The sequence below is a fragment of the Dactylosporangium sp. CA-092794 genome (genome assembly GCF_050948465.1).
GTDB lineage: Bacteria > Actinomycetota > Actinomycetes > Mycobacteriales > Micromonosporaceae > Dactylosporangium.
Map to the genome: position 1 here is coordinate 4,376,046 of NZ_CP192044.1, position 24,343 is coordinate 4,400,388.

Consider the following 24,343-nt stretch of genomic DNA (forward strand, 5'->3'; position numbering starts at 1 on the left):
ACGGCCTCGGCGTCAGCCCGGCACGCCCTGACCCAGCGGCAGCGGCAGCAGCGGCACCACCGCACCCGGCCGCCCGTCGTGACGGGCCGGGATGACGGCGAAACCGGCGGCGGTGGCCAGCCCGCGCAGCATCGCCGGCCCGGCGGGCGGCACCGGGTGCGCGCGGCCGTGCTCGTCGAGCCCGACCGGCACCAGGTGCGCCAGGCCGGCCCGGCCCGGGACGGGCGTCGCCAGCTCGACGGACGGCAGGGCCGGCAGCGGCCGGCCGGTGAGCCCCGCGACGACCGGCGCGACGAGCGTCAGCAGCGCCGGCACGGCGGCCCGCGCATCGGCGGGCAGCACCGCCAGCGGAACCGTCCGCCCGCCCGGGCCGGGCACCGCCGCGAGCAGCATGGGGCCCGGCCGGACCCGGACGGTGTCGACCACGGCGGTGGCGCCCAGGGCGCGCAGGTGCTCGTGCGTCGTGCCGCCGGCGCACACGATCAGGTCGGCGCCGCCGTCGACCGCCTCGCGCACGGCCGCCAGGGCGCCGGGGCCGGCGACGGGCCGAAGGCAGGCGGCACCGAGCCGGCGCAGCCAGGCCGGCAGCTGCGGGCCGGGCGCGATGACCGCGGCGCGGGGGCGGTCGCGCACGACGAGCGTGTCGTGGCCCGCCGCGGCCGCCAGGCCGAGCAGGGCGGGGGTGACCGGCGTACCGGCCGCGACGAGCCGCTCGCCGCGGGCCGCCTCCTCGCCGGGCAGCCGCCACTCCCGCTTCGGCCGCGGGGTGCCGCTGACCACGGCGTCGCCCACCCGCGCGTCCTCCGTGCGCAGGATGGCCTCGGTGCCCTCGGGGACCATCGCGCCGGTGGCGATGCTCACGCACCCGCCGTCCCGCTCGAGCGGGCCCGGCACCTCGCCCGCGAGCACCCGCCCGGCGAGGCGCCAGGGACCGGGGCCGCGCACGGCGTAGCCGTCGACGCTCGCGGTGGGGAACGCCGGGAGGTCGGCGCCGGCCCGCACGTCCGCGGCGAGCGTGGTGCCGTCGCAGCATCGCAGCGGGCGGGCCGCCGGGGCGAGCAGGGCCGCCCGGCCGGCGGTGTAGGCGGCGTGGCGGGCCCGCTCGAACGTCAGCCCGCCGGTCACGCCTTCGCGATGCGGCACGCGAAGCACTTGTAGGCCTGCTGGCCGGACAGGTTGTCGTAGAGGTGATCGTCGAGCAGGGTGTTGACCGCCTCGTAGCGCGGGTCGCCGAACACGTCGCCGACGCGCTGGGCCGGGCCGAACGTGTTGGGCACGAAAATGGTGTCCGGGCGGATGTGCGGCTCGACGAGCGCGGTGCCGGTGACCCGTCCGCGCGGGCTCTCCACGATGATGCTGTCACCGTTCTCGATGCGGTACCGCCGGGCTGTGTCGGGATGGATCTGCACCAGACGGATGCCGTTGAGCTGTTCCCCGGTGTAGGTCCAGTGCGTGACGGTCGCGAAATGCACCACGGACGGCCGTCCCGTCGTGCCCATGAGGGGGTACTGCCGGTGCACGCTCCCGTCGCCCGCCACCGCGATCCGCACGGGGTGGGTGACCGCCTGCGGGTTGACCGGGTTGGTGACGAACCCGTCCTGGTAGGCGATGGTCGGGTTGGCGCCGGTGACCTCGGGATGGGTGAAGAAGATCGGCAGCGCGTGGTGGCCGCTGGGCGCGAGCGACGACTCCAGGGCCGGCGTGTAGAGCTCGACCTTGCCGCTCGGGGTCAGGAACCGCTTGCCCTTGTTGGCCGGGTTGAGCGCCTCGGCCGCCCGGTACCAGCTCGGGTGGTCCAGGTACAGCGTGCTCACGCCCGGGTGGCTCGTCGTCGGGCACGGCCACCGCAGCGGCTCGGTGCGCCGGCGCAGCCGCTCGCGGGTCATGCCGCCCATGCCGGGCGTGTTGGCGACGAACGTGTCCCACAGCGTCTTGTAGTCGCGCCACGCGAGCGGGAACGCGTCGGTCCAGTAGCGGCCCGGGTTCCTGGTGTCGCGGGCGGCGATGGCGTGGGCCAGGTCGATCCAGATCTGCGGGTCGGTGCGGGACTGGCCGAGCGGCGGCAGGGCGGCGTCCTGCCAGCGGATCGCCCGGTCGTCGCGGCGCATGTACACGCCCTCGAACTCCAGGCCGCTCACCACCGGGAGGATGACGTCGGCGTAGTACGCGGCCTCCTCCATGAACAGCCCGGTGTAGACGTAGAACTCCAGCGCCGCGTACGCCTGCCGTACCTTGCCGGTGTTCGCGGAGCTGACCAGCGGGTTGCCCTCGGTGACCAGCGCCCGCAGTCGGTACGGCTTGCCGGTGAGGATGGCGTCGGCGAACGCGTCCGGGCCGACCGGCAGCGCGGTGCCCACCGGCGGGGTGGCGACCCGCAGCGCGGGCAGGTCCAGGCCCCCGGGCCAGGTGTTGTGCATGAAGTTGCAGCCGCCGCCGGGCACCCCGATGTTCCCGGTGATCGCGGCGAGCATGGCGATGGCACGGTACGTGTCGAACGCGCCGAGCTGGTGGGAGATCCCGGCGTTGCAGAAGATCGCCGCGGGGCGGGCGGTCGCGTAGTCCTTCGCGATGCGCCGGATCGTCGCGGCCGGCACGCCGGTGACGCCGGCCGCCCAGTCGGCGGTGTAGCGGTGCGCGAGGATGTGGTCGCGCAGCTCGGCGAAGCCGATCACCCAGCGGTTGACGAACGCCTGGTCGTACCGCCCGGTCGTGATGACCTCGTGCAGGATGCCCAGGATCAGCGCGAAGTCGGTGTGCGGCTTGGGTGCGATCCACTCGTCGGCCATGGCCGCCGTCGGGGTGCGCCGCGGGTCGACCACGACGAGCTTCGCGCCGGTGCGCTGCCGGCCGCGCAGCAGGTGCGCGAACGTGACCGGGTGGGTCTCGCCCTGATTCGTGCCGAGCATCAGGAAGTACCGCGCCGAGGCGAGATCCTCCTTGCCGGTGGACTCGTCCACGCCGTACCCGTTGGTGAAATTTCCCAGGCCGAACGTCGCGGCCAGCGCGTTGCCGCCGGCGTCGTTGCAGACCGGGCCGACGTCGGTGTCGTTGGGGCTGCCCAGCAGCGTGAACAGCCGGTGCACCAGGGAGCCGGTGCCGCGGGGGAGCCGCCCGCTCGTGCGGTTGGCGATCGCCCGCGCCTCGCCGGCGTCGCGCAGCGCGAGGAACTTGTCGGCGATGATGCCCAGCGCCTCGTCCCAGGAGATCGGGGCGAACGTCGAGTCCGGGTCGCCCTTGGCGCCGCCGGTGCGCTTCATGGGGCTGGTCAGCCGTAAGGGGTTGTACGCGAGCTGCACCATCATCGGGCCCTTGACGCACAGGTTGCCGTCCTGCACCGGGTCGTCCCGCTCGCCGAGGATGCCGATGACCCGCCCGGCCTTCAGGTTGACGGTGAGCCGGCACAGGCTGTTGCAGAACTGGCAGGCCCCGTGCACGACCGTGTCCGGTGCCAGCGCGGCCGACCCCTCCACGAAGTCGGGCATCGTCCCGCCGCTGGCCGATCCCGACGATCCGGGCGGGGCGCCCTGCGCCTCGTACGGCACCAGGGTCGGCAGCAGCGTGCCGGCCGCCGCGGCGCCGGCACCGCCCGCGAGGAGACGGCGGCGCGAGACCTGTCCGACCGGCTGCTGATCCGCTGCGCCCACGCCAACCCCCAGCGATCTCGCACCAATGGCAACGCCAAGCAGTCTCGCCAGCACGCCGCGCCATGGTCAACGTTCTTCAATGAATCTCGAATCAGCGACCGCCGGCCGGGCTTCGGGGCCGTCGGGGCGGCGTAACACCGCGGCGCGCCCGATCGCTGCTGTGTGTGGCACCGACCAGGCTCCGATGGGTCCGGCGCCACCGCCAACCGCGTCGGACCGGCCCGGGGGCGGCCGCACCCGCGGCCGCCCCCGGTCGCCGTCCGGGACCTGCTCCGGCGGGCGCCACACTCGGACGGCACCGCGCCGCCCGGTTTTGTCAGGCAGCTGATCAATGCCCTTTACCTGGTGTCTGTCCCGAATTGGAGGGTGCTGGCTAGCGTCCGGGCCGCTGGACTTGTTCCCCGAGAAGGGAAGAGCAGATGCACGTTCATCACCACGGCGGGGAGCCGCCGTCAGGGCCGGGAGCGGGACAGAGCCGGCGAGGCTTCCTGCGCACCGCCGCGCTGGCGGGCGCGGGGGCGGCGGCGCTCGGCGCGGTCGGTGCGACGCCCGCGTTCGCCACGGAGGGTTCCGACGGCAGCGCGAGCGGGTGGAGCGACGGCGTGGGCCGCTGGCGGCCCGACGCGGAGAGCCCGCAGTTCACGCTCGCCGTCATGCCCGACACCCAGTTCCTGTACTGGGGCAGCCAGAACAGCATCAACCGGGATCCGCAGGAGGAGTCCTTCCGCTACGTCATCAACAACAGCGGGAGCGACTCGGGCAACAACATCGTCTTCATGTCCCACCTGGGCGACCTCACCCAGGATGCCGACGCGTCGTCGTTCAAGGAGGTCGGCAAGGCATTCGACCTGCTCGACGCGCACGACGTCGCCTACAGCGTGGTGGCCGGCAACCACGACGTGAGCGGCGACGACACCCGCGGCTCGACGCCCTACCTGCAGACGCTGGGGCCGCAGCGGTTCAAGCGCGCGAAGACGTTCGCCGGGTCCGACCCGAGCGGGTACAACACCGCGCACATCTTCCGGGCGGGCGGTCAGGAGTGGCTGCTGCTGGCCATGGACTGGCGGATCTCGGCGCAGGGGTTCGCCTGGGCCAACCAGTTCATCAGGGACCACCCGAAGCTGCCGGTGATCGTCACCACGCACGAGATCGTCGGTTCCCTGTACGACGACAACGTGTACCCGTACCAGTACGGCGACGCCGACGACAACGCCGGGTTCTCCGCCTACGGCGACCAGGTCTTCCAGAAGCTCATCGCCAACAACGACCAGGTCTTCCTGACCCTCAACGGCCACTACTGGCCCCCGGGGCGCACGACCCGGCAGAACGCCGCCGGCAACGACGTCCACCTGCACATCACGAACTACCAGAACCGGTACTTCGGCGGCGCCGCCATGCTCCGGCTCTACCACTTCGACCTGGCCCGCAACACGATCGACGTCGAGACGGTCGCGCCGTGGATCCTGGCCCAGGACCCGGACAAGCGCAGCACGCTGGCCGCCCGGCAGGCGCGGCTGACCACACCCGTCGACTACTTCTCGATGTCGCTCGACTTCCGGCAGCGCTTCGCCAAGTTCGCCCCGGTGCCGGTCCGCTCGCCCCGCCCGGCCGACAAGCTGCTGGTGCCGGGCACCCTGGCGTACTGGCGCTTCGACGGCGGTGGCGCGAACGGCACCCCGGTCGCCGGGGACCTGAAGATCCGCGACCTGTCCGGGCACGGCAACGACCTGACCGTCCAGCCGGCCGGCGCCCCGGTCCCGGGCAGCCTGCGCGGCCAGGTCAGCAAGGTGACCGTCAGCGCCGAGAACGCGCCGAACGAGGTCGCCGTGAACCTCAAGGACGGCAACCCGTCGACCAAGTGGCTGGCGTTCGCCCGGTCCGGCTGGGTGGCCTACCAGCTGGCCAAGCCCGTCGCGGTGGTGTCCTACTTGCTGACCTCGGCCAACGACGCCCCGGGCCGCGACCCCAGGGACTTCACCCTGCAGGGCTCCAACGACGGCAACGCGTGGACCGACCTGGACCCGCGCACCGGGCAGACCTTCACCGGCCGGCTGGCCACCAACACGTACACCTTCACCAACACGACCGCCTACGGCTACTACCGGCTGAACATCACCGCGAACTCGGGCGAGCCGCTCGTCCAGCTCGCCGAGTGGGATCTCGGCGACGGCTCGAACCACGCGCTGACCTGGTCCGACGACTACCACCCCGACCAGCCCGGGCACGCCAGCCTGTCGTTCGCGGGCGGCAAGAACCCGCTGCACGGCGCCTACCTGACGACCGCCGCGAATGCCCCGCTCAACGCCGAGACGTTCGCCCGCGGGTACACCATCGAGGCGTTCCTGAAGATCCCGCTGGACTGGGACGGCACCAACAACGCCTGGATGGCGGTGCTCGGGCGCCGGGGCAAGGCCTCCGACGCCGGCAAGAGCGGCCGCAACACCGACCCGCAGGAGCCGGTCGCCACGCTCAGCATCTCCAACAACGGCCGCGAGCCGCAGTTCAACTGCTACCCGCTGAACCAGACCTATCCGACCACCAACTGGGGCCACGGCCTGCCCGAGGACACCTGGTGGCACGTGGCCGTGGTCAACGACGGCAAGCACACCGTGATGTACGTCGAGGGCAGCCCGGTGGTGGACAACCCGTCCACCGAGTCGACCGGTATCACCTCGCTCGGCCTGCCGTGGCTGCTGGGCGGCCACGAGTACGGCGGCAACATCGACCAGATCTTCCACGGCTGGATCGGCGACGTGCGGATCGTGAACCGCCCGCTCTCCGTCGAGCAGTTCCTGACCGGCAAGTAGCCGTCCCGGGCGACTCTCGTCCCGGGCGCTCCGTCCGGGACGCTCCGTCTCCGGGCCGCGTTGAACGATAAGTCGGGCGCTGGCGCGCCCGACTTATCGGACATATCACGATTTATCGCGATCCAATGCCGGGCGAGCGGTGCGACCATCCGGCTACGGGCCGGACCAGCCCTCCGCCAGCAGGTCGAAGACCGCGTTCATGGCGGCGAGCGGATCCGGGCCCATGCCCACGACGTCCGGGATCTCCAGCACATAGCGCGCCAGGGCGCGCAGGGCGGGGTCCGCCGCGTCGCGGCCGGCCTCGGCGGCGATGGCCTCGGCGAGCGCGCCCTCGCTGGCCGCCCACAGCTTGCGCTGGTAGTCGCGCAGGGCCGGGGTCGCCACGATCAGGTCGCGATACCGCCGAAGCTCCGGGCTCAGCTCGGTGGCGAACACTCCGCGCCCGGACATGAAGGCCCGCAGCGCATCCAGGATCGACGTGCCGGCCGGGCGGTCGCGGACCGTGGCGGTCAGCGCCTCGCGCCGCTGCGCGCCGTCGTCGAAGATCAGCGCCTCCTTGCCGTCCGGGACGTGCTTGAACAGCGTGGCGAGCGAGACGTCGGCCGCGTCGGCGATCTGGGCCACGGTCACCCCGTCGTAGCCGCGCTCGAGGAACAGCCGCAGCGCCGCGTCGGCCAGCGCCTGCCTGGTCTGCACCTTCTTGCGTTCCCGCCGGCCCACCGTGGTCATACCGCGACCTTACCACTCCGGTAGAACGACTCTGAAACTAGAGTGACTATGTTTTCAGAGTCATTCTAGATATGCTGACGGAGCGGACGGCACCCGCCGCCCCTCCACACCGGGAAGAGGTACCGGCAATGACCACCACGACGACCGCCCCGACCGGGGCCGGCGCCATCTCCACCCGCGCGATGTGGGCGATCCTGGGGCTGGTGCTCCTCGCCGACGCGCTCGACATGATCGACTCGACGATCACCAACATCGCCGCACCGACCATCGCCCGCGACCTGGCCGGCGGCGAGGGCCTGATCAAGTGGCTCGGCACCGCCTACATGCTGGCCATGGGCGTCCTGCTGGTCACCGGCGGCCGGCTGGGCGACAAGTTCGGCCAGCGCCGGCTCTTCCTGACCGGGATGGCGGGCTTCACCGCCGCCTCGGCCGTGGCCGGCCTGGCCCCCAACCCGGCCGTGCTGATCCTCGCCCGGATCGTGCAGGGCGCGTTCGGCGCGCTGCTCATCCCGCAGGGCGCGGCCATCATGACCAAGGCGTTCAGCCGCGACCTGCTGACCAAAGCGTTCAGCCTGTTCGGCCCGCTGCTCGGCCTGGCCACCGTCGGCGGGCCGGTCCTGGCCGGCTTCGTCATCGACGCCGACCTGTTCGGCCTGTCCTGGCGGCCGATCTTCCTCATCAACGTCGTCCTCGGCGTCGCCGGCCTCGCGATCGCCAGTCGGATCCTCCCCGCCGACGAGGGCGACCGGGCCACCGTCCTGGACGGCTGGGGCGCGGGCCTGCTCGCCGCGACGATGTTCGGCCTGCTGTACGGCCTGGTCGAGGGCTCCGCCAACGGCTGGTCCCCGGCGGCGATCCTCGCCGTGATCGGCGGGCTGGTGGCCTTCGTGCTGTTCGCCTACCGCCAGCGCACCGCGGCGTACCCCCTGATCAAGCCCTCGCTGCTGGGCAACCGCGGGTTCTCCTCCGGCCTGCTGACCGGCCTCGCCGTCTTCGCCGCCACCACCGGCCTGATCTACGTGCTGTCGCTGTTCATCCAGCAGGGCCTGCACGTCTCGCCGCGCAACGCCTCCTTCGCCCTGCTCCCGCTGACCCTGGGCATCATCGCCTCGGCGTTCGCCGCGATGGGCGGCCTGGTCGCCCGGCTCGGCCGTACCCTCATCTTCATCGGCCTGGCCGTGGTGCTCGCCGGTGGCGCCTGGATCCTCGCCCTGACCGTCACCGCCGGCACCGGCCTGAGCCTGTGGGCGCTCGCCCCCGCCCTGTTCGTGACCGGGGTCGGCATGGGCTGCTGCTACAGCACCGTCTTCGACGTCGCGCTCGGCGACATCGACCCCGACGAGGCGGGCAGCGCCAGCGGCTCGCTGAGCTCCGTCCAGCAGCTGGCCGCCGGCATCGGCTCGGCCGCCATCACCTCGATCTTCTTCCACGCCGCGGGCGCCGGCCTCGCCCACGCCGTCACGGTCACCCTGGTCGTCGCGCTGTGCCTCGTCGCGATCGGCTTCCCGCTCGTCACGCTCATGCCCCGCAATGCGCCGGCCGAGCCGGGGCCGGGCGGACATTGATGGACGACGGCCGTCACGATAAGGTTTGCTGAACGTGAACGGCCCTCGTTCAGTATTGGGGGCCCGACCGGGGGAGTGCGCCATGGGGCACGAGCGGGAATGGCGGGCGGCGCCCGGGACGTTCGAGCTCGGCACCGACGGGCCGGGCGCGATCGTGGTCGGCGTCGACGGCTCGGACTCGTCGCTGCGGGCCGCCGCCTATGCGGCCGGCCTGGCCCGCCGCCAGCGGTCCCGGCTCGTGGCGGTCTACGTGCGCGCCCTGCCCACCCCGATGCTGTCCATCGCCGACCGGTGCGGCGCCGCCGTCACCGCGGCGATCGCGGCCCAGGACGAGATCGAGACGGGACTGCGCGCCGCGGCCGGGGCGCGCGTCCCGCACCTGGACATCCCGGCCGAGCTCGTGGTGCGGCACGGGGATCCGTTCGCCGAGCTGACCGACGCCGCGATGGCGGTGCGGGCCGACGCCGTCGTCGTCGGCCGCTCGATGAGCGCCCGGCACCGCATCGCGGGCTCGCTCGCCGTCCGGCTGGTCCGGTCCGGCCGGTGGCCCGTCACCGTCGTGCCCTGATCGTCGCGTCCCGATCGCCCATGGTCGGTGTGCTCCGAAACATAACGCTCGAATATAAGCGCGTGATATAAAGTCGGCGTGTCGAAGATCCATCCGCCGGCGGAGCTCGACGGGGCCGCGCTGGCGAACAGCCTCGAGCGGGTCGTCTCGCTGCTGCGGCGGCTGGCGCTGGCCGATGGCATCTCACAGAGCAAGGCGACCACGCTGCGGACGCTGGAGACGTACGGTCCGTGCCGGCTGTCCGAGCTCGCGACTCTGGAGGGCGTCACGCAGCCGGCCATGACCCAGTTGGTGTCGCGCCTGGAGCTCGACGGCTACGCCGAGCGGCGCGCCTGCGCCGAGGACGCCCGGGTGGTGATGGTGCACCTCACCCCGGCCGGTGCGGACCTGCTGCGCCGGCGCCGCGACGCGCGCGCCCACCGGCTCATGGAACTGGCCGAACGCTTGACCGCCGACGACCGGGCCGCGCTGGCGGCCGCATCGTCCGCACTGGACCGACTCGTTGCCGCGCACCACACCGACCACCACAGGAGCACTCCCACATGAGCCACCAGCACGGACCCGTGACCGCCAGTCCCTTCCGGCAACCCAAAGCGGTGTGGGCGGTCGCGTTCGCCTGCGTCATCTCGTTCATGGGCATCGGCCTGGTCGACCCCATCCTGCCGGCGCTGTCGGTCAAGCTGCACGCCACGCCCAGCCAGGTGTCGCTGCTGTTCACCAGCTACCTGCTGGTGACCGCGGTCGCGATGCTCGGCACCAACCTGGTGTCCAGCCGCATCGGCCCCAAGCGGACGCTCATCGCCGGGCTGGTGCTCATCGTGGTGTTCGCCGGGCTGGCCGGCACCTCGCACAGCATCGGCGGCATCGTCGGCTTCCGGGCCGGCTGGGGCCTGGGCAATGCGCTGTTCATCGCCACCTCGCTCGCGGTCATCGTGGCGTCGGCGAGCGGCGGGTTCAGCGGCGCCATCATCCTCTACGAGACGGCCCTGGGCATCGGCATCGCGGTCGGCCCGCTGCTCGGCGGCACGCTCGGCGGGATCAGCTGGCGCGGCCCGTTCTACGGCGTGAGCGTGCTGATGTTCATCGCGCTCATCGCCACCATCACGCTGGTACCCAAGACTCCGACGCCCGCCCAGCGCACCTCGCTGGCCGCCCCGATCGCCGCGCTGCGCCACCGCGGCCTGCTGATCATGAGCCTGACGGCGGTGTTCTACAACTGGGGCTTCTTCACCATGCTGGGGTACGCCCCGTATCCGATGCATCTGTCCGAGCACAAGCTGGGCCTGGTGTTCACCGGCTGGGGCCTGCTGGTCGCCATCTTCAGCGTCGCCGTCGCCCCGCGCCTGCAGCGGCGCTTCGGCACGGCCAGGACGCTCTACGTCAACCTGTTCCTGCTCGCCGTGGTGCTCGCCGTCATCGCCGCGTTCACCGACTCGCCGACCACGGTCATCGTCGCCGTCATCGTCTGCGGCGCCTTCATCGGCGTCAACAACACCCTCACCACCCAGGCGGTCATGACGGTCGCGCCGGTACCGCGGCCGGTCGCCTCCGCGTCCTACGGCTTCGTGCGCTTCATCGGCGGCGGCGTCGCCCCCTACGCCGCCGGCAAGCTCGCCGACCACTTCAACATCCACGTCCCGTTCTACGTCGGCGCCGCGGCCTTCCTCATCGCGATCGCGGTGCTGGCCACCGGCCACCGCATCCTGACCGACGCCGAGACGGCGGCGGATGCGCCGGCCGCGCAACCGCAGGAGGCGCCCGCCGAGGTCGTCACCGTCGGGCGTACCGGCGAGGCGAACGGCAACCCGCCGATCGTCGTCGCCGTCGACGGCGGCCCGGCCGCCGCCGCGGTCACGGCCGCGGCCGTCGACCTGGCCGCCCGGCTGCACGCGCCGGTGGAGCTGCTGCATGTCCACGAGATCGCCGTCGTCGGCGAGGAGGCCGTCGACCGGGAGAGCTACGAGCAGGCCCGCGACCGGGTCCAGGCGTACCTGCGGGATCTGGAGGCGGCCGGGGTGCCCGCGTCCGGCCACATCCTGCGCAGTGTCGCCGACCACGGGCATGCCGGCAGCCTGATCGCCGGGTACGCCAAGGAGGTCAACGCCCAGCTCATCGCGATCGGCAGCCCGGCGCACACCGGCGTGGCCCACCTGCTCGACGGCAGTGCCAGCCAGCGGCTGATCACCGAGGCCGCCTGCCGCGTGCTGATCGTCCCGCCGGAGCCCGACCGGGCGATCGCCTCCGACGGGCAGCCCGCCATGCGCTGACTGGCCCGGGCGTGGCCGCCTGCGCCCTGCGGGTGGCTCTGCGCCGTCGGCGTTTCGATCGTGGCGGGTGCCAGCCTGGCGCCCGCTGCGCCGGTTGCGCCCGCTGCGCGGGTTGCCCGCGTTGCGCCCGCTGCGCCCGCTGCGCCCGCTGCGCGGGTTGCGTTCGTTGCGCTCGCTGCGACCGGAAGTCTCCGCGATCATGCGGACTCGCGGCCGTTCACCCGGGTTTTTCATGATCGCGGAGACATCGTGTACTCGTGGGTACCGTAAGTCTCCGTGATCATGGAAAAGCGTTGGTGTCGGCGGTGATGGGTGCATGATCGCGGAGACTTGTGGCTGGCCAAGTTGTGGCAAGAGCGGAATATGGGACATTTACTCCGTCAGGGTATAAGTCCGAAAAGTCGTGGCGCGGAGCGCCCGACTTTTCGTGTCGCTCATGGGCGCCGGCGACCTGCCGGCCGCGCTGGAGGCGTTCCGGGAGTCGCTGGAGCCCGGATCTACCTGCCCCGGCTGGCCGAACTCGCCGATGTGTTTTAAGGATGGTTTAGATCGCTATCGGGTACGGCCGGGCGGCGCCTACCATACCGGCGGCCGTCTTGATGGGGAGTGATCCGTGTCGTACACCGTGTTCAGCGAGCCCGCCGCCGGCCCGCCGCCGCGCCCCGGCCTGCTCGGGCGGCTCGGCAAGCGGGCCGTGTTCGCCGGCGTGGCCGTCGTCGCGGTTGCCGTCGCGGCCGTGGCCGTGTACCTGACCGGCGCCGCCGCCGATCCGGAACCGTCCAGTGCGGACAGTGCCCTCGCCGCCGCCTCACCCTCGGCGGCACAAGTCGAGTCGTCCGGCGCTCCGGCGTCCGCGCCCGCGTCGGCGGTACCGTCGGCCAGCGGGAAGCCTTCGAGCGCCGCCCCGCCGGCGGTTGCCGCCGGCGGCTGGGTCCCCATCGACCGCGCGGCCTGGCAGGCGCAGGTCGACGCGTACAAGGCGACGCAGACCGACCCCGTCCCGGCCGGCGTGGGCAACCTCGCGGAGTTCCGGGCGGACTGCCAGTACAGCCACTCGCTGGCCGACGACCCGATCGTCTTCCCCGGCCTGCCGGGCGCCTCGCACATGCACTCGTTCGTCGGCAACGAGGCCGCCAACGCCAGCACCGCGCCCGCGGACCTGACGAAGTTCACCGCCACCACCTGCAAGCCGACCCAGGACCACTCCGCCTACTGGGTGCCGACCCTCTACGACAACGCCACCGGCAAGCCGGTGGAGACGACGGGCTTCCGGGTGTACTACCGCTCGCTCATGAACACCTCGGCCGGCCAGATGCCGATGCCCAACGGCCTGCGCATGATCTCCGGCGACGCCAAGAAGCAGGAACCGACCCCGCGCGGGGCCCGGGGCCAGTTCTACTGCGCCTTCTACGGCCCGGGCGACCTCGACGGCGTCGCCCGCAGCAGCAACGGCAACTGGCCGATCTGCGGCGGCAACGCCACACTGCACTTTATGCTGCAGTTCCCGGACTGCTGGGACGGCCAGCACCTGGACAGCCCCAACCACAAGGACCACGTGGCCTACGGCGCCGGCAACGCCTGCCCGGCCAGCCACCCGGTGAAGATCCCGGCGATCACCTTCGACATCCAGTACGGCGCGAAGGGCACCCCGGAGGGCTACTACCTCTCCTCCGACAAGGAGGGCAAGAGCGCCTCGTCGATGCACGGCGACGCGTTCGTGATGTGGGACGTCACCACCATGAACAAGCGCACCAAGAACTGCATCCTCCAGCGCCGCACCTGCGACGACTTCGGGTATCAGGTCTAGCCGCGCGCGGTGGGCGTGGTTGCTTGTTGCGCCTTCGGCGCAGTGGGTGCTGCCCCTTGTTGCGCCTTTGGCGCGGTGCGTGGGGCTTCTTGTTGCGCCTTTGGCGCGGTGGTTGGGGTTTTTGTTGCGCCTTTGGCGCAGGGGCTGGGGTCCGAAAGCTAGCCACGCGCGACTTCGTCGCGGCGCTGTGTCTGGGGGGTTCCCACCCCAGGCCCCCCATGGCCGCTGCGCGGCCACTTTTGCTGCGCTGCGCGCCCCTGGCGTCTTGGGCGCTGCCCCTTGTTGCGCCTTTGGCGCGGTGGTTGGGGTTTGTTGTTGCGCCTTTGGCGCAGGGGCTGGGGTCCGAAAGCTAGCCACGCGCGACTTCGTCGCGGCGCTGTGTCTGGGGGGTTCCCACCCCAGGCCCCCCATGGCCGCTGCGTGGCCACTTTTGCTGCGCTGCGCGCCCCTGGCGTCTTGGGTGCTGTCGCCTGTTGCGCCTGCGGCGCAGTGGGCGCCGTTTGCTTGTTGCGCCTTTGGCGCTGTGGTTGGTGCCCACGGCGGCGCGTTGCGCGTGGCGCTCGGCGCGTGGCGCGTTGGGGGTGGGCAGGGGCTTGGCCCTGGCCCACCCCCCCGAGGGTGGTTAGGCCGGGGTTTCGGCGGTGGCGGTCAGGATCGCGCGGGCGAGGATGTGGCTGGTGATGGTGAAGCCTAGGACGGCGGGGGGGGGGCATCCGGGGCCACGCCGATGGAGTCGACGTCGAGGGCGTGGACGACGATCACGTAGCGGTGTGGGCCGTGGCCGGGTGGCGGGGCGGCGCCGATGAAGCGGGCGGCGCGGGCGTCGTTGGGTAGCTGGAACGCGGTCGGCAGGCCGGAGCCGGTGTCGTCGCCGTCGCCCTCGGGGAGGCTGGTGACGGTGGCGGGGATGTCGGCCACGGCCCAGTGCCAGAAGCCGGAGCCGGTGGGCGCGTCCGGGTCGTAGATGGTGACGGCGTAGCTCCTGGTGCCCTCGGGGGCGCCGGTCCACGACAGTTGCGGCGAGACGTCCTTGCCGCCGGGGATGCCGAAGATGCCGGACATCTGCGCGGCGCCGAACGGGGCGCCGTCGGTGACGGTGGTACTGGTGACCGTGAAGGTCGCCGCCTCGGGCAGGCGGGCGAACGGGTCGGCCGGCGAGCTGGCCCGCCGCTGGTCGGCCGAGGGCGGGCCGGCCCGCGACTACGTCGGCGAGCACCGCGCGCTGGAGGAAGCCGCGCTGGCCCGGGACGCGGACACCGCGGCCGCGCTGCTGGAGCGGCACGTCTCGCTGACCGTGGCCGGTCTCGGCGCCGGCGCGGAGCGGTGAGGAACCTCGGCTGGAGCGGCACGTGTCGCTAACTGTGGCCGGGCCCGCGGTCCGGCCGGCGAGGGCCGGGAGGAGTCGGCCGGGAGCGGTGCGGAACCACGGCGCGTCGGCGAGGATCGCCACTGCATGAGACAGCTGCTCCGGCTCGTGGTGCTGTGCGCCACGCTGACCGCCTGCACCGGCGCGCCCAACCCGCCCCGGCCGGTGCCGTCGCCGACGTTCGTCGCGGCCGGTGAATGCCCGCATCCGGCCGCGACCGCGACGACCGGGCAATCCGGCATCGGTGTCGGCTCTCCGGACGCCCCGGCGATCGGGCCGCTGACCTTTCACCCGTATTCGTACCAGCCCGGCTTCGTCACAAAGATGATCATCTATGCCGTGCGGGACCAGCCGCGGGCCGTCGCGCTCACCGGCCGGCGGTGCACGGATGGCCGGCCGTTGCGGTTCTGGTACGGCCGCAACGACCTGCCGCCGGCTCCGCCGCTGAGCGAGCAGCGGCTGCAGAGCCTCGGCGACCTCACCCAGGAGCTCCCGCCGGTCGCCGCCGGCGTGGCCCACACCGGTTACGTGCTGTTCAGCGGGGCCGGGCAGTGGGCGATCGCGGTGGAGGAGGGCGACCTCACCCTCGGCGTGCTGCTGGTGACGGTCAGGCCGGGATGAGGACGCCGTCGATGCGGCGGGGCAGGCCCGTGGTCGCGTCGCGCAGCTCCGCCGGCAGCGCGGCCTCCGGCGCGTCCTGCCAAGTGAGCGGGCGGAGGAAGCGGCGGATCGCGGTCGCGCCGACCGAGGTGTGCAGCGAGTTGCTCGCCGGCCAGCCGCCGCCGTGGTGCTGGGCCCAGGAGACCGCCACGCCGGTCGGGTAGCCGTTGTAGACGATCCGGCCGGCCCGCTCCTCCAGCGCCCGCTGCGCGGCCGGTTCCAGGGCCGGCTCGCCCGGGCCGGTGTGCAGCGTAGCGGTGAGCGACGACGGCAGCCGGCGCAGGGCCGTGGCCAGCGATACCGGGTCGCGGTAGCGGACCACGACCGCGACGGGGCCGAACGTCTCCTCGAGCATCCGGTCGGTGAGGTCGGCCTCGTCGACCTCCAGCAGCTCCGCGGCGATGCCCGGCGCTTCGGGCCGCCCCGCGGCGACCCGGGCGGTGCCGGCCTGCGCGGCCAGCTCCTCGACCCCGCGGCCGAACGCGGCGGCGATACCGGCGTTGAGCATGACCGCCGCCGGCTTGTCGCGCACCGCCGCGGCGGTCGCGGCGACGACCGCGTCGCCGGCCGGGCCGGAAGGGACGAACGCCAGGCCGGGCTTGGTGCAGAACTGCCCGGCGCCGAGGGTGAACGAGTCGGCGAAGCCGGCGCCGATGGCGGCGGCGCGCTCCCCGGCGGCGGCCTCGGTGACGACCATCGGGTTGACGCTGCCGAGCTCGCCGTAGAACGGGATGGGCGCCGGCCGCTCGGCGATGAGCGCCATGAGGGCCTCGCCGCCGCGCTGGGAGCCGGTGAAGCCGACCGCGGTGATCGCCGGGTGCCGGACCAGCCGGGCGCCGGCGGCGCGGCCGAAGACGAGCTCGACGGTGCCCTCCGGTGCGCCGGCCGCGGCGGCGGCCGCGCGGAGGAGGTCGGCGCACAGCCGGGATGTGGCCGGGTGGGACTCGTGCGCCTTCACCACGACCGGGCAGCCCGCGGCCAGGGCCGAGGCGGTGTCGCCGCCGGGGACGGAGAACGCGAGGGGGAAGTTGCTGGCGCCGAACACGGCGACCGGCCCGGTCGCCACCAGCATCCGGCGCAGGTCCGGCCGCGGGCCCATGGGGGTCGGGCCGGCGTGGTCGATGGTGGCCTCCAGGAAGCCGCCCTCGTCGACGACGCCGGCGAAGAACCGCAACTGATAGCACGTCCGGGTCAGCTCCCCGCCGAGGCGGGCGGGGCCGAGCGCGGTCTCCGCGTCCGCCGTCGCGACGATCGCGTCGCGGCGGGCCTCCAGCGCGTCGGCCATGGCGCGCAGCAGGTCCGCGCGCCAGCGCCGGTCGCGTTCGCGGATGCCGCGGTAGGCCACCGCGGCCCGGTCGCAGGCGGCGTCGACCTGCTCGTCGGTCGTCTCGGGGCCGACCACGGCGAGGACCTCGCCGGTGCGCGGGTCGATGCTGTGCACGTCCGTCATGGGTTCCTTCCGCAGCTGTCAGCAGGCTCGGGGTGGTCGGGGCCGGAAGCGGGTGCTGGGCGGAGTTGCCCGGCGGGCTCGGGGTGGTCGGGGCCGGAAGCCGGCGCTGGGCGGAAGCCGCCCAGCAGGCCCAGGGTGGCCGGGGCCGCGAGGGGGCGCTCGGTGAACGCCCCCAGGTCCGTCTCGGTCACCGCGCGCCCGCACGCGTGCGCCGTCACCGCCGCCACGCCGGCGCCGCACACCCGGCCCTGGCACCAGCCCATGCCGGTGCGGGTCAGCAGCTTCACGGTCCGCGCGTCGGTGGCGCCGAGCTCGCGGACGGCGTCCCGCACCGCGCTCACCGGCACCTCCTCGCAGCGGCAGGCGAGCACGTCATCGCCCAGGTCCTCGACGAGGTACCGCGGCACGGGGTGGACGGCGTGCAGCGCGCCGGCGAAGCGCCGTAGCGCCGCGCGGCGGGCGAGGAGGGCGCGCGGCACCGGCGCTCCGGCCGCCGCGTGGCCCGCGATCCGGCCCTCCACCACGGCCAGGTCCGCGCCGCCGATGCCGGTCGGTTCGCCGGCCGCCCAGACCCCGGCGACGCTCGTGGCCTGGGTGGCGTCCACGGCGACGACCAGGCTGCCGTCGGCGCCGATCGCGGTCGCGCAGCCCGCCTGCAGCGGCAGCTCGAGCCGCGGCGTGAAGCCCCAGCCGACGGCGAGCACGTCGCAGGCGACGGTCCGGGTCGTGCCGGGGCGGACCCGGCCCCGCCGGTCGAGGCGGGCTACCTCGACCGCCTCGAGCCGGTCGGCGCCGAGTGCCCGCACGACCGCGTGCCGGCGAAGATACGGGGTGCGGTGGCGGAGCAGTTGGGCGGCGTAGCCGAGGCCCTCGCCCAGCTTCGCGGCCGACGACGCCAGGGCGCGCGGGTGGCGGGCCAGGCCGGCCGGCGAGCCGGCCTCGGCGACGAGCGGCACCCGCGCCCCGGCGGCGAGCAGCCCGGCGGCGACGGGCAGCAGGAACGGCCCGGTGCCGGCCACCACCACGCGCCGCCCGGCGAGCACGCCGTGGGACTTGAGCAGCGCCTGCACCCCGCCGCCGGCCATGACCCCGGGCAGGTCCCAGCCGGGGAAGGGCAGCTGCCGGTCGTAGGCGCCGGTGGCCAGGACGAGCCGCCGCGCCCGCACGACGGCCGTGACGGACGACCGGGCCGGCTCGTCGCCCACCACGCAGGTCAGCGACCAGCCGCCGGCGTCGGGCACCACCGTCTGCACGTGGTGGCCGGTCCGCAGGAGGGGCTCGGTGCGGTGCCGCAGCCGTGCGAAGGTGCTCCAGCCGTGGTACAGCCGGAGGTCGGGCGCACCGCCGTGGCGCCAGTACTGCCCGCCCGCGCGGTCGCCCGCGTCGAGGAGCACCACCGAGGCGCCGGCCCCGAGGGCTGAGGCCGCGGCGGCGAGACCGGCCGGGCCGGCCCCGACGACGGCGATGTCGGCGTCGGTGTCGGTGTCGGTGTCAGCAGGCGAGGTCATCGCGGCCGGCTCCTTCCTGGCTCCGCACGACGTCGCCGGGCCGGGCTTCGGCCAGGCAGGCCCGCACCGAGGGGCGCCCGTTGACGGTGACCAGGCAGTCGAAGCAGATCCCGATGCCGCAGAACAGCCCGCGCGGCCGGCCCTCCCGCCGGGTCGTGCGCCAGGACCGCACGCCGGCGGCGGTCAGCGCCGCGCCGATCGTCCAGCCCTCCCGGCACGAGACCTCCCGGCCGTCGAAGCTGATCGTGAAGCTCATGCCGGCACCTCGGCGAAGCGCTCGGGCCGGAACGGGTGCAGCGGCAGGTCGGCCGGCTCGCCGCGCAGGCTCTGCGCGATGAGCCGCCCGGTCGCGGCGGACAGCCCGATCCCGGCGCCCTCGTGGCCGCAGGCGTGCCACAGCCCGGGCGCGCGCGGGTCGGGGCCGATGATCGGCAGGTGGTCGGGACAGTACGGCCGGAAGCCGCGATACGCGCGCAGGGCCACCACGCCGGCGAGGAACGGGAACAGCCGCACCGCGGCGGCGGCGAGCCGGCGGATGGCCTCGGGGGACCACGTGCGGTCGAAGCCGACGCGCTCGCGGGTCGCGCCGATGAGGACCGTTCCGGACGCGGTGCCCTCGACGACCGGCGAGGCCTGCAGCCCGGCGTCGTCGCTGGCCACGTCGGCGACGTAATCGGCGAAATACACCTTGTGGCGCACCACCCGCGGCAGCGGCTCGGTGACGAGGATGAACCCGCGGCGGGGCGCGACCGGGACCGGCGCCCCGGCCAGCTCCGCGACCGCGCCGGCCCAGGTGCCGGCGCAGTTGACGACCGCGCCCGCGGCCAGGGTGTGCCGCGGGGTCCGCACCCCGGTGACCCGGTCCCCGGCGCGGAGGAACTCGGTCACCGGCTCGCCGAACAGTGTGGTCGCGCCGGCGTCGCGGACCAGCCGCAGCAGCAGCGCGGTCGCGAGCATCGGCTGCACCTGCATGTCCTGCGGGTAGCGGAAGCCGCCGGCGAGGCCGGCGGCGATGTTGGGCTCGTGGTCGCGCAGGCCGTCCGCGGTCACCGGCTCCGCCGTGACGCCCGCGGCCGCCTGGTGCGCGGCCAGGCCGGCCAGGGCCGTCAGGGTCGTGTCCGAGGCGGCCACGACGAGCCCGCCCTTCGGGTCGAGCTCGGCCCGCGCGCCGAAGGTCGCGCCGCCGACCGGCACGCCGGCCATCGCCCGCCACAACTCGTTGGACAGCAGTGCGAGGTCGAGCTCCGGGCCGGGCTCCTTGTCGGAGACGAGCAGGTTGCCCTCGCCCGCGCCGGTGGTGCCGCCGGCCAGCGGCCCGCGGTCGACGACGCAGACGCTCAGCCCGGCGCGCACGGCGTGGTAGGCGCAGGCGGCGCCCACGATGCCGGCGCCGACGATCACGACGTCGAAGTTCACACCCGCCCCTTCGGAAAGTGGTAGGCGCAGGCGGCGCCCACGATGCCGGCGCCGACGATCACGACGTCGAAGCTCACACCCGCCCCTTGGGAAGTTGCCAGTAACAGTGCCATGTGACATTGTACAGACCATGACTGTCGAGCGCATTGCCTGGCACGGCGTCCTCGTGGCGACGGCGCTGCCGCTGACCGACGATCTCGCGGTCGACTTCGACCGCTATGCCGAGCACGTGGCGTGGCTCGCCGCCGAGGGCTGCGACGGCGTGACCCCCAACGGGTCGCTGGGGGAGTATCAGACGCTCACCCCGCAGGAGCGCTCCCAGGTGGTCCGCACGGCCGTCGCCGCCGCGCCGCCGGGCTTCACGGTCATGCCGGGCGTCGCCGCCTACGGCTCCGCCGAGGCGCGCCGCTGGGCGCAGGACGCGGCGGAGGCCGGCTGCGCCGCCGTGATGCTGCTGCCGCCCAATGCCTACCGGGCCGACGAGCGCGCCGTCGTCGCGCACTACCGCGCCGTCGCCGAGGTGGGGCTGCCGATCGTGGCGTACAACAACCCCATCGACACCAAGGTCGACCTCACTCCCGAGCTGCTCGCCCGGCTGCACGGCGAGGGCCTGATCGTCGGGGTCAAGGAGTTCTCCGGCGACGTGCGCCGCAGCTACCGCATCGCCGAGCTGGCGCCCGGGCTCGACGTGCTCGCCGGCGCCGACGACGTGACCCTCGAGCTGGTCCTGGCCGGCGCGCCCGGCTGGGTGGCCGGCTACCCGAATGCGCTGCCGCGCAGCTGCGCCGAGCTGTTCCGGGCGGCCCGCGCGGGCGACCTGGCCACGGCCCTGCCGCTCTACCGGGCACTGCACCCGCTGCTGCGGTGGGACTCGCGCACCGAGTTCGTGCAGGCGATCAAGCTGTCGATGGACCTCGTCGGCCGCTACGGCGGCCCCTGCCGGCCGCCGCGCCTGCCGCTCGTGGCCGAGCAGGAGCTGGCCGTGCGGGAGGCCACCGAGAAGCTCGCCGCCGCCGGACACCGGTGACCGATGCGCGCCAGCAGGGTCTTCGCGGCCGTCGACTCGCACACCGAGGGCATGCCCACCCGCGTCATCACCGGCGGCGTGGGCGTCATCCCCGGCGCCAGCATGGCCGAGCGCCGGCGGTACTTCCTGGAAAACCTCGACCACCTGCGCACGCTGCTGATGTATGAGCCGCGCGGGCACGGCGCCATGAGCGGCGCGATCCTGCAGCCGCCCACCCGCCCCGACGCCGACTGGGGGGTGCTGTACGTCGAGGTGAGCGGCTGCCTGCCGATGTGCGGCCACGGCACGATCGGCGTGGCCACCGTGCTGGTCGAGACCGGCATGGTCACCGTCACCGAGCCGGTCACCGAGATCCGCCTCGACACCCCCGCCGGGCTGGTCGTGGCCGAGGTGCGGGTCAGCGACGGCCACGCCGACGCGGTGACGCTGCGCAACGTGCCGTCGTTCGCGCACGCGCTCGACGCCGTGGTCGAGACCAAGACCTTCGGCCCGGTGCGCCTCGACGTCGCCTTCGGCGGGAACTTCTACGCCATCGTCGACCTCGACGCCCTCGGCATCCCGTTCACCCCGGCCGAGGCGCCGGTGCGCCAGCGCATGCTCGACGCGGGCCTCGAGCTCATGGACGCGGTCACCGAGCAGCTCGCCCCGGTGCACCCGGAGCAGCCGGAGATCGCCGGCTGTCACCACGTCTACCTCACCGCGCCCGGCTCGGACGCGGTCACGTCCCGGCACGCGATGGCGATCCACCCGGGCTGGTTCGACCGCTCGCCCTGCGGCACCGGCACGTCCGCCCGCATGGCCCAGCTGCACGCCCGCGGGGAGCTGGCCGTCGGCGCCGACTTCGTCAACGAGTCGATCATCGGCAGCCGGTTCGTCGGGCGGCTGGCCGGCACGACCACCGTCGGCGGCCGGCCCGCCGTCCTGCCCACCGTGACCGGCCGGGCCTGGATCACCGGCATGGGGCAGTATCTGCTCGACCCCACCGACCCGTTCCCGGCCGGCTTTCTGCTGTGATGGCCGCATGAACGGGACCTTCGAGCCGCTCGCCATCGACGGGCGCCCCAGCGTGCGCGGCCAGGTCATCCACGCCCTGCGGGCCGCGCTGATCGCCGGGCAGATGCGGCCGGGGGAGGTGTACAGCGCACCCGTGCTCGCCGCGCGCTTCGGCGTGTCGGCCACGCCGGTGCGGGAGGCGATGCTGGAGCTGGTCAAGGAGGGGCTCGTGCTCACCGTGCCGAACAAGGGCTTCCGGGTGCGCGAGCTCTCCGACCGCGAGCTGGACGAGATCACCGAGATCCGGATGCTGCTGGAGATCCCGGCCGCCGCCCGCGCGGCCGGCGCCGCCGCCCCCGCCGACCTGGCCCGGCTGCGCCCCGTGGCCGAGGCCGTGGTCGGCGCGGCCGGGCGCAAGGACCTCATCGGGTATCTCGACAACGACCGCCGCTTCCACCTCGGCCTGCTGGCGCTGGCCGGCAACGAGCAGCTGGTGGCCATGGTCGGCGAGCTGCGCGCCCGCACCCGGCTGTTCGGCCTGCAGCGCCTCGCCGACTCCGGCGAGCTGAGCGCGTCCGCGCGGGAGCACGTGCGCATGCTGGAGCTCATCGCGGCGGGCGAGACGGCCGAGCTGGAGCGGCTGATGCGCCGGCACATCGGGCACGTCCGGGGCAGCTGGGCCGGGCGCGACGAACCGGGCCCGTCGTGACCGCCCCCGTCATGACCGCACCCGTGGCCCTCTCGGCGATCGTGCTGCCCGACCGGCACCCGCCCGCGGCGTTCCTGGCCGACGTCGCGGAGGCCGAGCGGGCCGGCGTGCGCACGGTGTGGACCTACGACCACCTGATGTGGCCCGCGCTGCGGGACGGTCCGTGGTACGGCTGCGTGCCGCTGCTGGCCGCCGCCGCGACGACCACCGGCCGGGTGCGGCTGGGCAGCCAGGTCGCGACGCCCAACTACCGCCATCCGGTGCCCTTCGCCAAGGAGCTGATGACGCTCGACCGGCTCAGCGGCGGGCGGCTGGAGGTCGGCCTGGGCGCCGGCGTCGAGGGGCCGGACGCCGCCGTGCTCGGCGACCCGCCCCGCGGCCGGCGCGAGCGCACCGACCGCTTCGCCGAGTGGCTCGGGCTGCTCGACCGGCTGCTGCGCGAGCCGGTCACCACCGTGCGCGGCGAGCGGTACACCGCCGTCGAGGCCCACCAGCTGCCCGGCTGCGTGCAGGCGCCCCGGGTGCCGTTCACGGTCGCCGGCACCGGGCCGCGGGCCCTTGCCCTCGCCGCGCGGTACGGCCAGGCCTGGGTCACCTACGGCCCGTACGGCCCGCAGGTCGAGCCGGACGACTGGTTCGCCGCACTGACCGAGCAGTCCCGCCGCCTCGACGAGGCCCTCGCCGAGCAGGGCCGGGACCGCGGCGAACTGCGCCGGATCGCGCAGTTCGCCCTCGACGTGCGGTGGCCCTTTACCGATCCGCGGCGCTACGCCGACACCCTCGGCCGCCTGGCCGGGCTCGGCTTCGCCGAGGTGACCGTGCACTGGTGCCGCCCGGACGGGCGCGGCCTGCCCGCCGCCGCCCTGCCCTGGGTCGCCGCCGCGCATGGTCTGTGAGCCGGTCAGCGGGTGGTGAGGGCGCGGGCGAAGAACAGCAGGTTGGCGGGGCGCTCGGCGAGGCGGCGCATGAAGTAGCCGTACCAGTCGGTGCCGTACGGCACGTACGTGCGCACCCGGTACCCGTCGGCGGACAGGCGCCGCTGCTCGGCCGCGCGGATGCCGTAGAGCATCTGGAACTCGTAGGAGTCCGGCGCCCGGCCGGCCGCGGCCGCCGCCCGCCCGGCCGAGGCGATCATCCGGGGGTCGTGGCTGGCGACCATCGGGTAGCCCCGGCCGTCCATCAGGATCCGCAGGCACGCCTCGTAGGCGCGGTCGACGTCGCGCTTGTCGCGCAGCGCCACCGACGGCGGCTCGCGGTAGGCGCCCTTGACCAGCCGCACCCGCGAACCGGCGCCGGACAGCGCGCGGGCGTCGTCCGGGGTGCGGTGCAGGTAGCTCTGCAGCACCGCGCCGGTGCCGGGATGGTGCTCGCGCAGCGCGGCGAGGACGGCCAGGGTGGAGCCGACCGTGGAGGAGTCCTCCATGTCGAGCGTCATCGTCGTGCCGGCGCCGGTCGCGGCCGCGGCGACCGCCTCCGCGTTGGCCAGGGCCAGGTCGTGACCGCCGGGCAGCGCCTGGCCGAAGGCAGACAGCTTCACCGACACCTCGACCGCACCGCCCAGCCCGGCCGCGCCGATGGCCTCGAGCGCGCGCAGGTAGGCGTCGCGGGCCGCGGTGGCCTGGGCCGGGGCGGTGACGTCCTCGCCGAGGTGGTCGAGGGTGACGCTCAGCCCGTCGCCGGTCAGCCGGCCGGCCGCGGCCATCGCGTCGGCCAGCCGCTCGCCGGCGACGAACCGGTCGACGACCCGGCGGGTGGGCGGTGCCGCCACGACCAGCCGGCGCAGGCGCGGGCTGCGGGAGGCGGCCAGCAGGGTGCCGCCGAGCAGGG

At 74.1% G+C, this 24,343-nt stretch carries 20 protein-coding genes and 1 pseudogene; 12 read left to right on the plus strand and 9 right to left on the minus strand.

The genetic code is table 11. The annotated features are described in order from the left end of the window. Positions 1-12: 12 nt before the first annotated feature. Both ACQPXD_RS18840 and ACQPXD_RS18845 read right to left on the minus strand, forming a co-directional pair. Complete coding sequence (locus ACQPXD_RS18840) at positions 13-1,143, minus strand: molybdopterin molybdenumtransferase MoeA (RefSeq protein WP_432840177.1); 1,131 nt, start codon at positions 1,141-1,143, stop codon at positions 13-15. Beyond that, positions 1,122-3,644, minus strand: coding sequence for a molybdopterin-containing oxidoreductase family protein (locus ACQPXD_RS18845; protein ID WP_432840178.1), 2,523 nt, complete (start codon positions 3,642-3,644; stop codon positions 1,122-1,124). Before ACQPXD_RS18845 ends, ACQPXD_RS18840 begins: the two co-directional genes overlap by 22 nt. A 419-nt stretch (positions 3,645-4,063) precedes the next feature. On the opposite strand from ACQPXD_RS18845, the gene ACQPXD_RS18850 reads away from it, so the two are divergent. After that, entirely contained in the window at positions 4,064-6,451 is a 2,388-nt protein-coding gene (locus ACQPXD_RS18850) for a LamG-like jellyroll fold domain-containing protein (RefSeq protein WP_432840179.1), read from the plus strand. Positions 6,452-6,604: 153 nt separating this feature from the next. Here the strand turns inward: ACQPXD_RS18850 and ACQPXD_RS18855 are convergent, their stop codons facing one another. Next, the gene (locus ACQPXD_RS18855; protein ID WP_432840180.1) at positions 6,605-7,180 is read right to left on the minus strand and encodes a TetR/AcrR family transcriptional regulator; all 576 of its coding nucleotides are present in this window, start codon (positions 7,178-7,180) and stop codon (positions 6,605-6,607) included. A gap of 128 nt (positions 7,181-7,308) precedes the next feature. Between ACQPXD_RS18855 and ACQPXD_RS18860 the strand changes: the two genes are divergently transcribed. The 5 genes from ACQPXD_RS18860 to ACQPXD_RS18880 all read left to right on the plus strand — a co-directional run bounded on the left by ACQPXD_RS18860 (position 7,309) and on the right by ACQPXD_RS18880 (position 13,387). Next, entirely contained in the window at positions 7,309-8,745 is a 1,437-nt protein-coding gene (locus ACQPXD_RS18860; protein WP_432840181.1) for an MFS transporter, read from the plus strand. A gap of 82 nt (positions 8,746-8,827) precedes the next feature. After that, on the plus strand, positions 8,828-9,313 hold the full coding sequence (locus ACQPXD_RS18865) for a universal stress protein (RefSeq protein WP_432840182.1): 486 nt from the start codon (positions 8,828-8,830) through the stop codon (positions 9,311-9,313). Positions 9,314-9,391: 78 nt separating this feature from the next. Then, positions 9,392-9,859: a MarR family winged helix-turn-helix transcriptional regulator gene (locus ACQPXD_RS18870; RefSeq protein WP_432840183.1), complete on the plus strand. Its 468-nt coding sequence runs from the start codon at positions 9,392-9,394 to the stop codon at positions 9,857-9,859. A gap of 17 nt (positions 9,860-9,876) precedes the next feature. Then, the gene (locus tag ACQPXD_RS18875; RefSeq protein WP_432840184.1) at positions 9,877-11,580 is read left to right on the plus strand and encodes an MFS transporter; all 1,704 of its coding nucleotides are present in this window, start codon (positions 9,877-9,879) and stop codon (positions 11,578-11,580) included. 613 nt (positions 11,581-12,193) lie between these two features. Beyond that, the gene (locus ACQPXD_RS18880; protein ID WP_432840185.1) at positions 12,194-13,387 is read left to right on the plus strand and encodes a DUF1996 domain-containing protein; all 1,194 of its coding nucleotides are present in this window, start codon (positions 12,194-12,196) and stop codon (positions 13,385-13,387) included. A gap of 622 nt (positions 13,388-14,009) precedes the next feature. On the opposite strand, the pseudogene ACQPXD_RS18885 reads toward ACQPXD_RS18880, so the two are convergent. Then, positions 14,010-14,521, minus strand: a pseudogene (locus ACQPXD_RS18885) (YbhB/YbcL family Raf kinase inhibitor-like protein). On the opposite strand from ACQPXD_RS18885, the gene ACQPXD_RS18890 reads away from it, so the two are divergent. Then, positions 14,439-14,714, plus strand: a complete 276-nt coding sequence (locus tag ACQPXD_RS18890) for an FCD domain-containing protein (protein ID WP_432840186.1) — start codon at positions 14,439-14,441, stop codon at positions 14,712-14,714. The pseudogene ACQPXD_RS18885 and the gene ACQPXD_RS18890 sit on opposite strands and share 83 nt — an antisense overlap. A 126-nt stretch (positions 14,715-14,840) precedes the next feature. After that, positions 14,841-15,374 (plus strand): hypothetical protein, encoded by a 534-nt coding sequence (locus ACQPXD_RS18895; protein ID WP_432840187.1) that lies wholly within the window; start codon positions 14,841-14,843, stop codon positions 15,372-15,374. On the opposite strand, the gene ACQPXD_RS18900 is transcribed toward ACQPXD_RS18895, so the two are convergent. The 4 genes from ACQPXD_RS18900 to ACQPXD_RS18915 are packed head-to-tail and all read right to left on the minus strand — an operon-like array spanning position 15,361 to position 19,787. Beyond that, complete coding sequence (locus ACQPXD_RS18900; RefSeq protein WP_432840188.1) at positions 15,361-16,863, minus strand: aldehyde dehydrogenase (NADP(+)); 1,503 nt, start codon at positions 16,861-16,863, stop codon at positions 15,361-15,363. The genes ACQPXD_RS18895 and ACQPXD_RS18900 overlap by 14 nt on opposite strands. Beyond that, complete coding sequence (locus ACQPXD_RS18905) at positions 16,860-18,371, minus strand: NAD(P)/FAD-dependent oxidoreductase (RefSeq protein ID WP_432840189.1); 1,512 nt, start codon at positions 18,369-18,371, stop codon at positions 16,860-16,862. The genes ACQPXD_RS18900 and ACQPXD_RS18905 overlap by 4 nt, the downstream gene beginning before the upstream one ends. Beyond that, on the minus strand, positions 18,355-18,627 hold the full coding sequence (locus tag ACQPXD_RS18910) for a (2Fe-2S)-binding protein (protein WP_432840190.1): 273 nt from the start codon (positions 18,625-18,627) through the stop codon (positions 18,355-18,357). Before ACQPXD_RS18910 ends, ACQPXD_RS18905 begins: the two co-directional genes overlap by 17 nt. Next, positions 18,624-19,787 (minus strand): NAD(P)/FAD-dependent oxidoreductase, encoded by a 1,164-nt coding sequence (locus ACQPXD_RS18915; RefSeq protein WP_432840191.1) that lies wholly within the window; start codon positions 19,785-19,787, stop codon positions 18,624-18,626. The genes ACQPXD_RS18910 and ACQPXD_RS18915 overlap by 4 nt, the downstream gene beginning before the upstream one ends. Positions 19,788-19,917: 130 nt before the next feature. Between ACQPXD_RS18915 and ACQPXD_RS18920 the strand changes: the two genes are divergently transcribed. From ACQPXD_RS18920 to ACQPXD_RS18935, 4 genes are read left to right on the plus strand one after another with little or no spacing between them, the layout of a single operon-like run. Next, positions 19,918-20,814, plus strand: a complete 897-nt coding sequence (locus tag ACQPXD_RS18920) for a dihydrodipicolinate synthase family protein (RefSeq protein WP_432840192.1) — start codon at positions 19,918-19,920, stop codon at positions 20,812-20,814. A 3-nt stretch (positions 20,815-20,817) separates the two neighbouring features. Next, entirely contained in the window at positions 20,818-21,828 is a 1,011-nt protein-coding gene (locus ACQPXD_RS18925) for a proline racemase family protein (protein WP_432840193.1), read from the plus strand. Positions 21,829-21,835: 7 nt separating this feature from the next. Then, positions 21,836-22,516, plus strand: coding sequence for a GntR family transcriptional regulator (locus ACQPXD_RS18930; RefSeq protein WP_432840194.1), 681 nt, complete (start codon positions 21,836-21,838; stop codon positions 22,514-22,516). Between the two features lie 11 nt (positions 22,517-22,527). Then, positions 22,528-23,412, plus strand: coding sequence for an LLM class flavin-dependent oxidoreductase (locus ACQPXD_RS18935; protein ID WP_432840195.1), 885 nt, complete (start codon positions 22,528-22,530; stop codon positions 23,410-23,412). A gap of 5 nt (positions 23,413-23,417) precedes the next feature. On the opposite strand, the gene ACQPXD_RS18940 is transcribed toward ACQPXD_RS18935, so the two are convergent. Further along, entirely contained in the window at positions 23,418-24,341 is a 924-nt protein-coding gene (locus tag ACQPXD_RS18940) for a proline dehydrogenase family protein (RefSeq protein WP_432843894.1), read from the minus strand. Positions 24,342-24,343: the final 2 nt, after the last annotated feature.

Coding starts and splice junctions, on each gene's coding strand:
- ACQPXD_RS18850 (WP_432840179.1), top strand. CDS start 4,064: ATGCACGTTCATCACCACGGCGGGGAGCCGCCGTCAGGGCCGGGAGCG.
- ACQPXD_RS18855 (WP_432840180.1), bottom strand. CDS start 7,180: ATGACCACGGTGGGCCGGCGGGAACGCAAGAAGGTGCAGACCAGGCAG.
- ACQPXD_RS18860 (WP_432840181.1), top strand. CDS start 7,309: ATGACCACCACGACGACCGCCCCGACCGGGGCCGGCGCCATCTCCACC.
- ACQPXD_RS18865 (WP_432840182.1), top strand. CDS start 8,828: ATGGGGCACGAGCGGGAATGGCGGGCGGCGCCCGGGACGTTCGAGCTC.
- ACQPXD_RS18890 (WP_432840186.1), top strand. CDS start 14,439: ATGCCGGACATCTGCGCGGCGCCGAACGGGGCGCCGTCGGTGACGGTG.
- ACQPXD_RS18895 (WP_432840187.1), top strand. CDS start 14,841: ATGAGACAGCTGCTCCGGCTCGTGGTGCTGTGCGCCACGCTGACCGCC.
- ACQPXD_RS18900 (WP_432840188.1), bottom strand. CDS start 16,863: ATGACGGACGTGCACAGCATCGACCCGCGCACCGGCGAGGTCCTCGCC.
- ACQPXD_RS18905 (WP_432840189.1), bottom strand. CDS start 18,371: ATGACCTCGCCTGCTGACACCGACACCGACACCGACGCCGACATCGCC.
- ACQPXD_RS18910 (WP_432840190.1), bottom strand. CDS start 18,627: ATGAGCTTCACGATCAGCTTCGACGGCCGGGAGGTCTCGTGCCGGGAG.
- ACQPXD_RS18920 (WP_432840192.1), top strand. CDS start 19,918: ATGACTGTCGAGCGCATTGCCTGGCACGGCGTCCTCGTGGCGACGGCG.
- ACQPXD_RS18925 (WP_432840193.1), top strand. CDS start 20,818: ATGCGCGCCAGCAGGGTCTTCGCGGCCGTCGACTCGCACACCGAGGGC.
- ACQPXD_RS18930 (WP_432840194.1), top strand. CDS start 21,836: ATGAACGGGACCTTCGAGCCGCTCGCCATCGACGGGCGCCCCAGCGTG.
- ACQPXD_RS18935 (WP_432840195.1), top strand. CDS start 22,528: ATGACCGCACCCGTGGCCCTCTCGGCGATCGTGCTGCCCGACCGGCAC.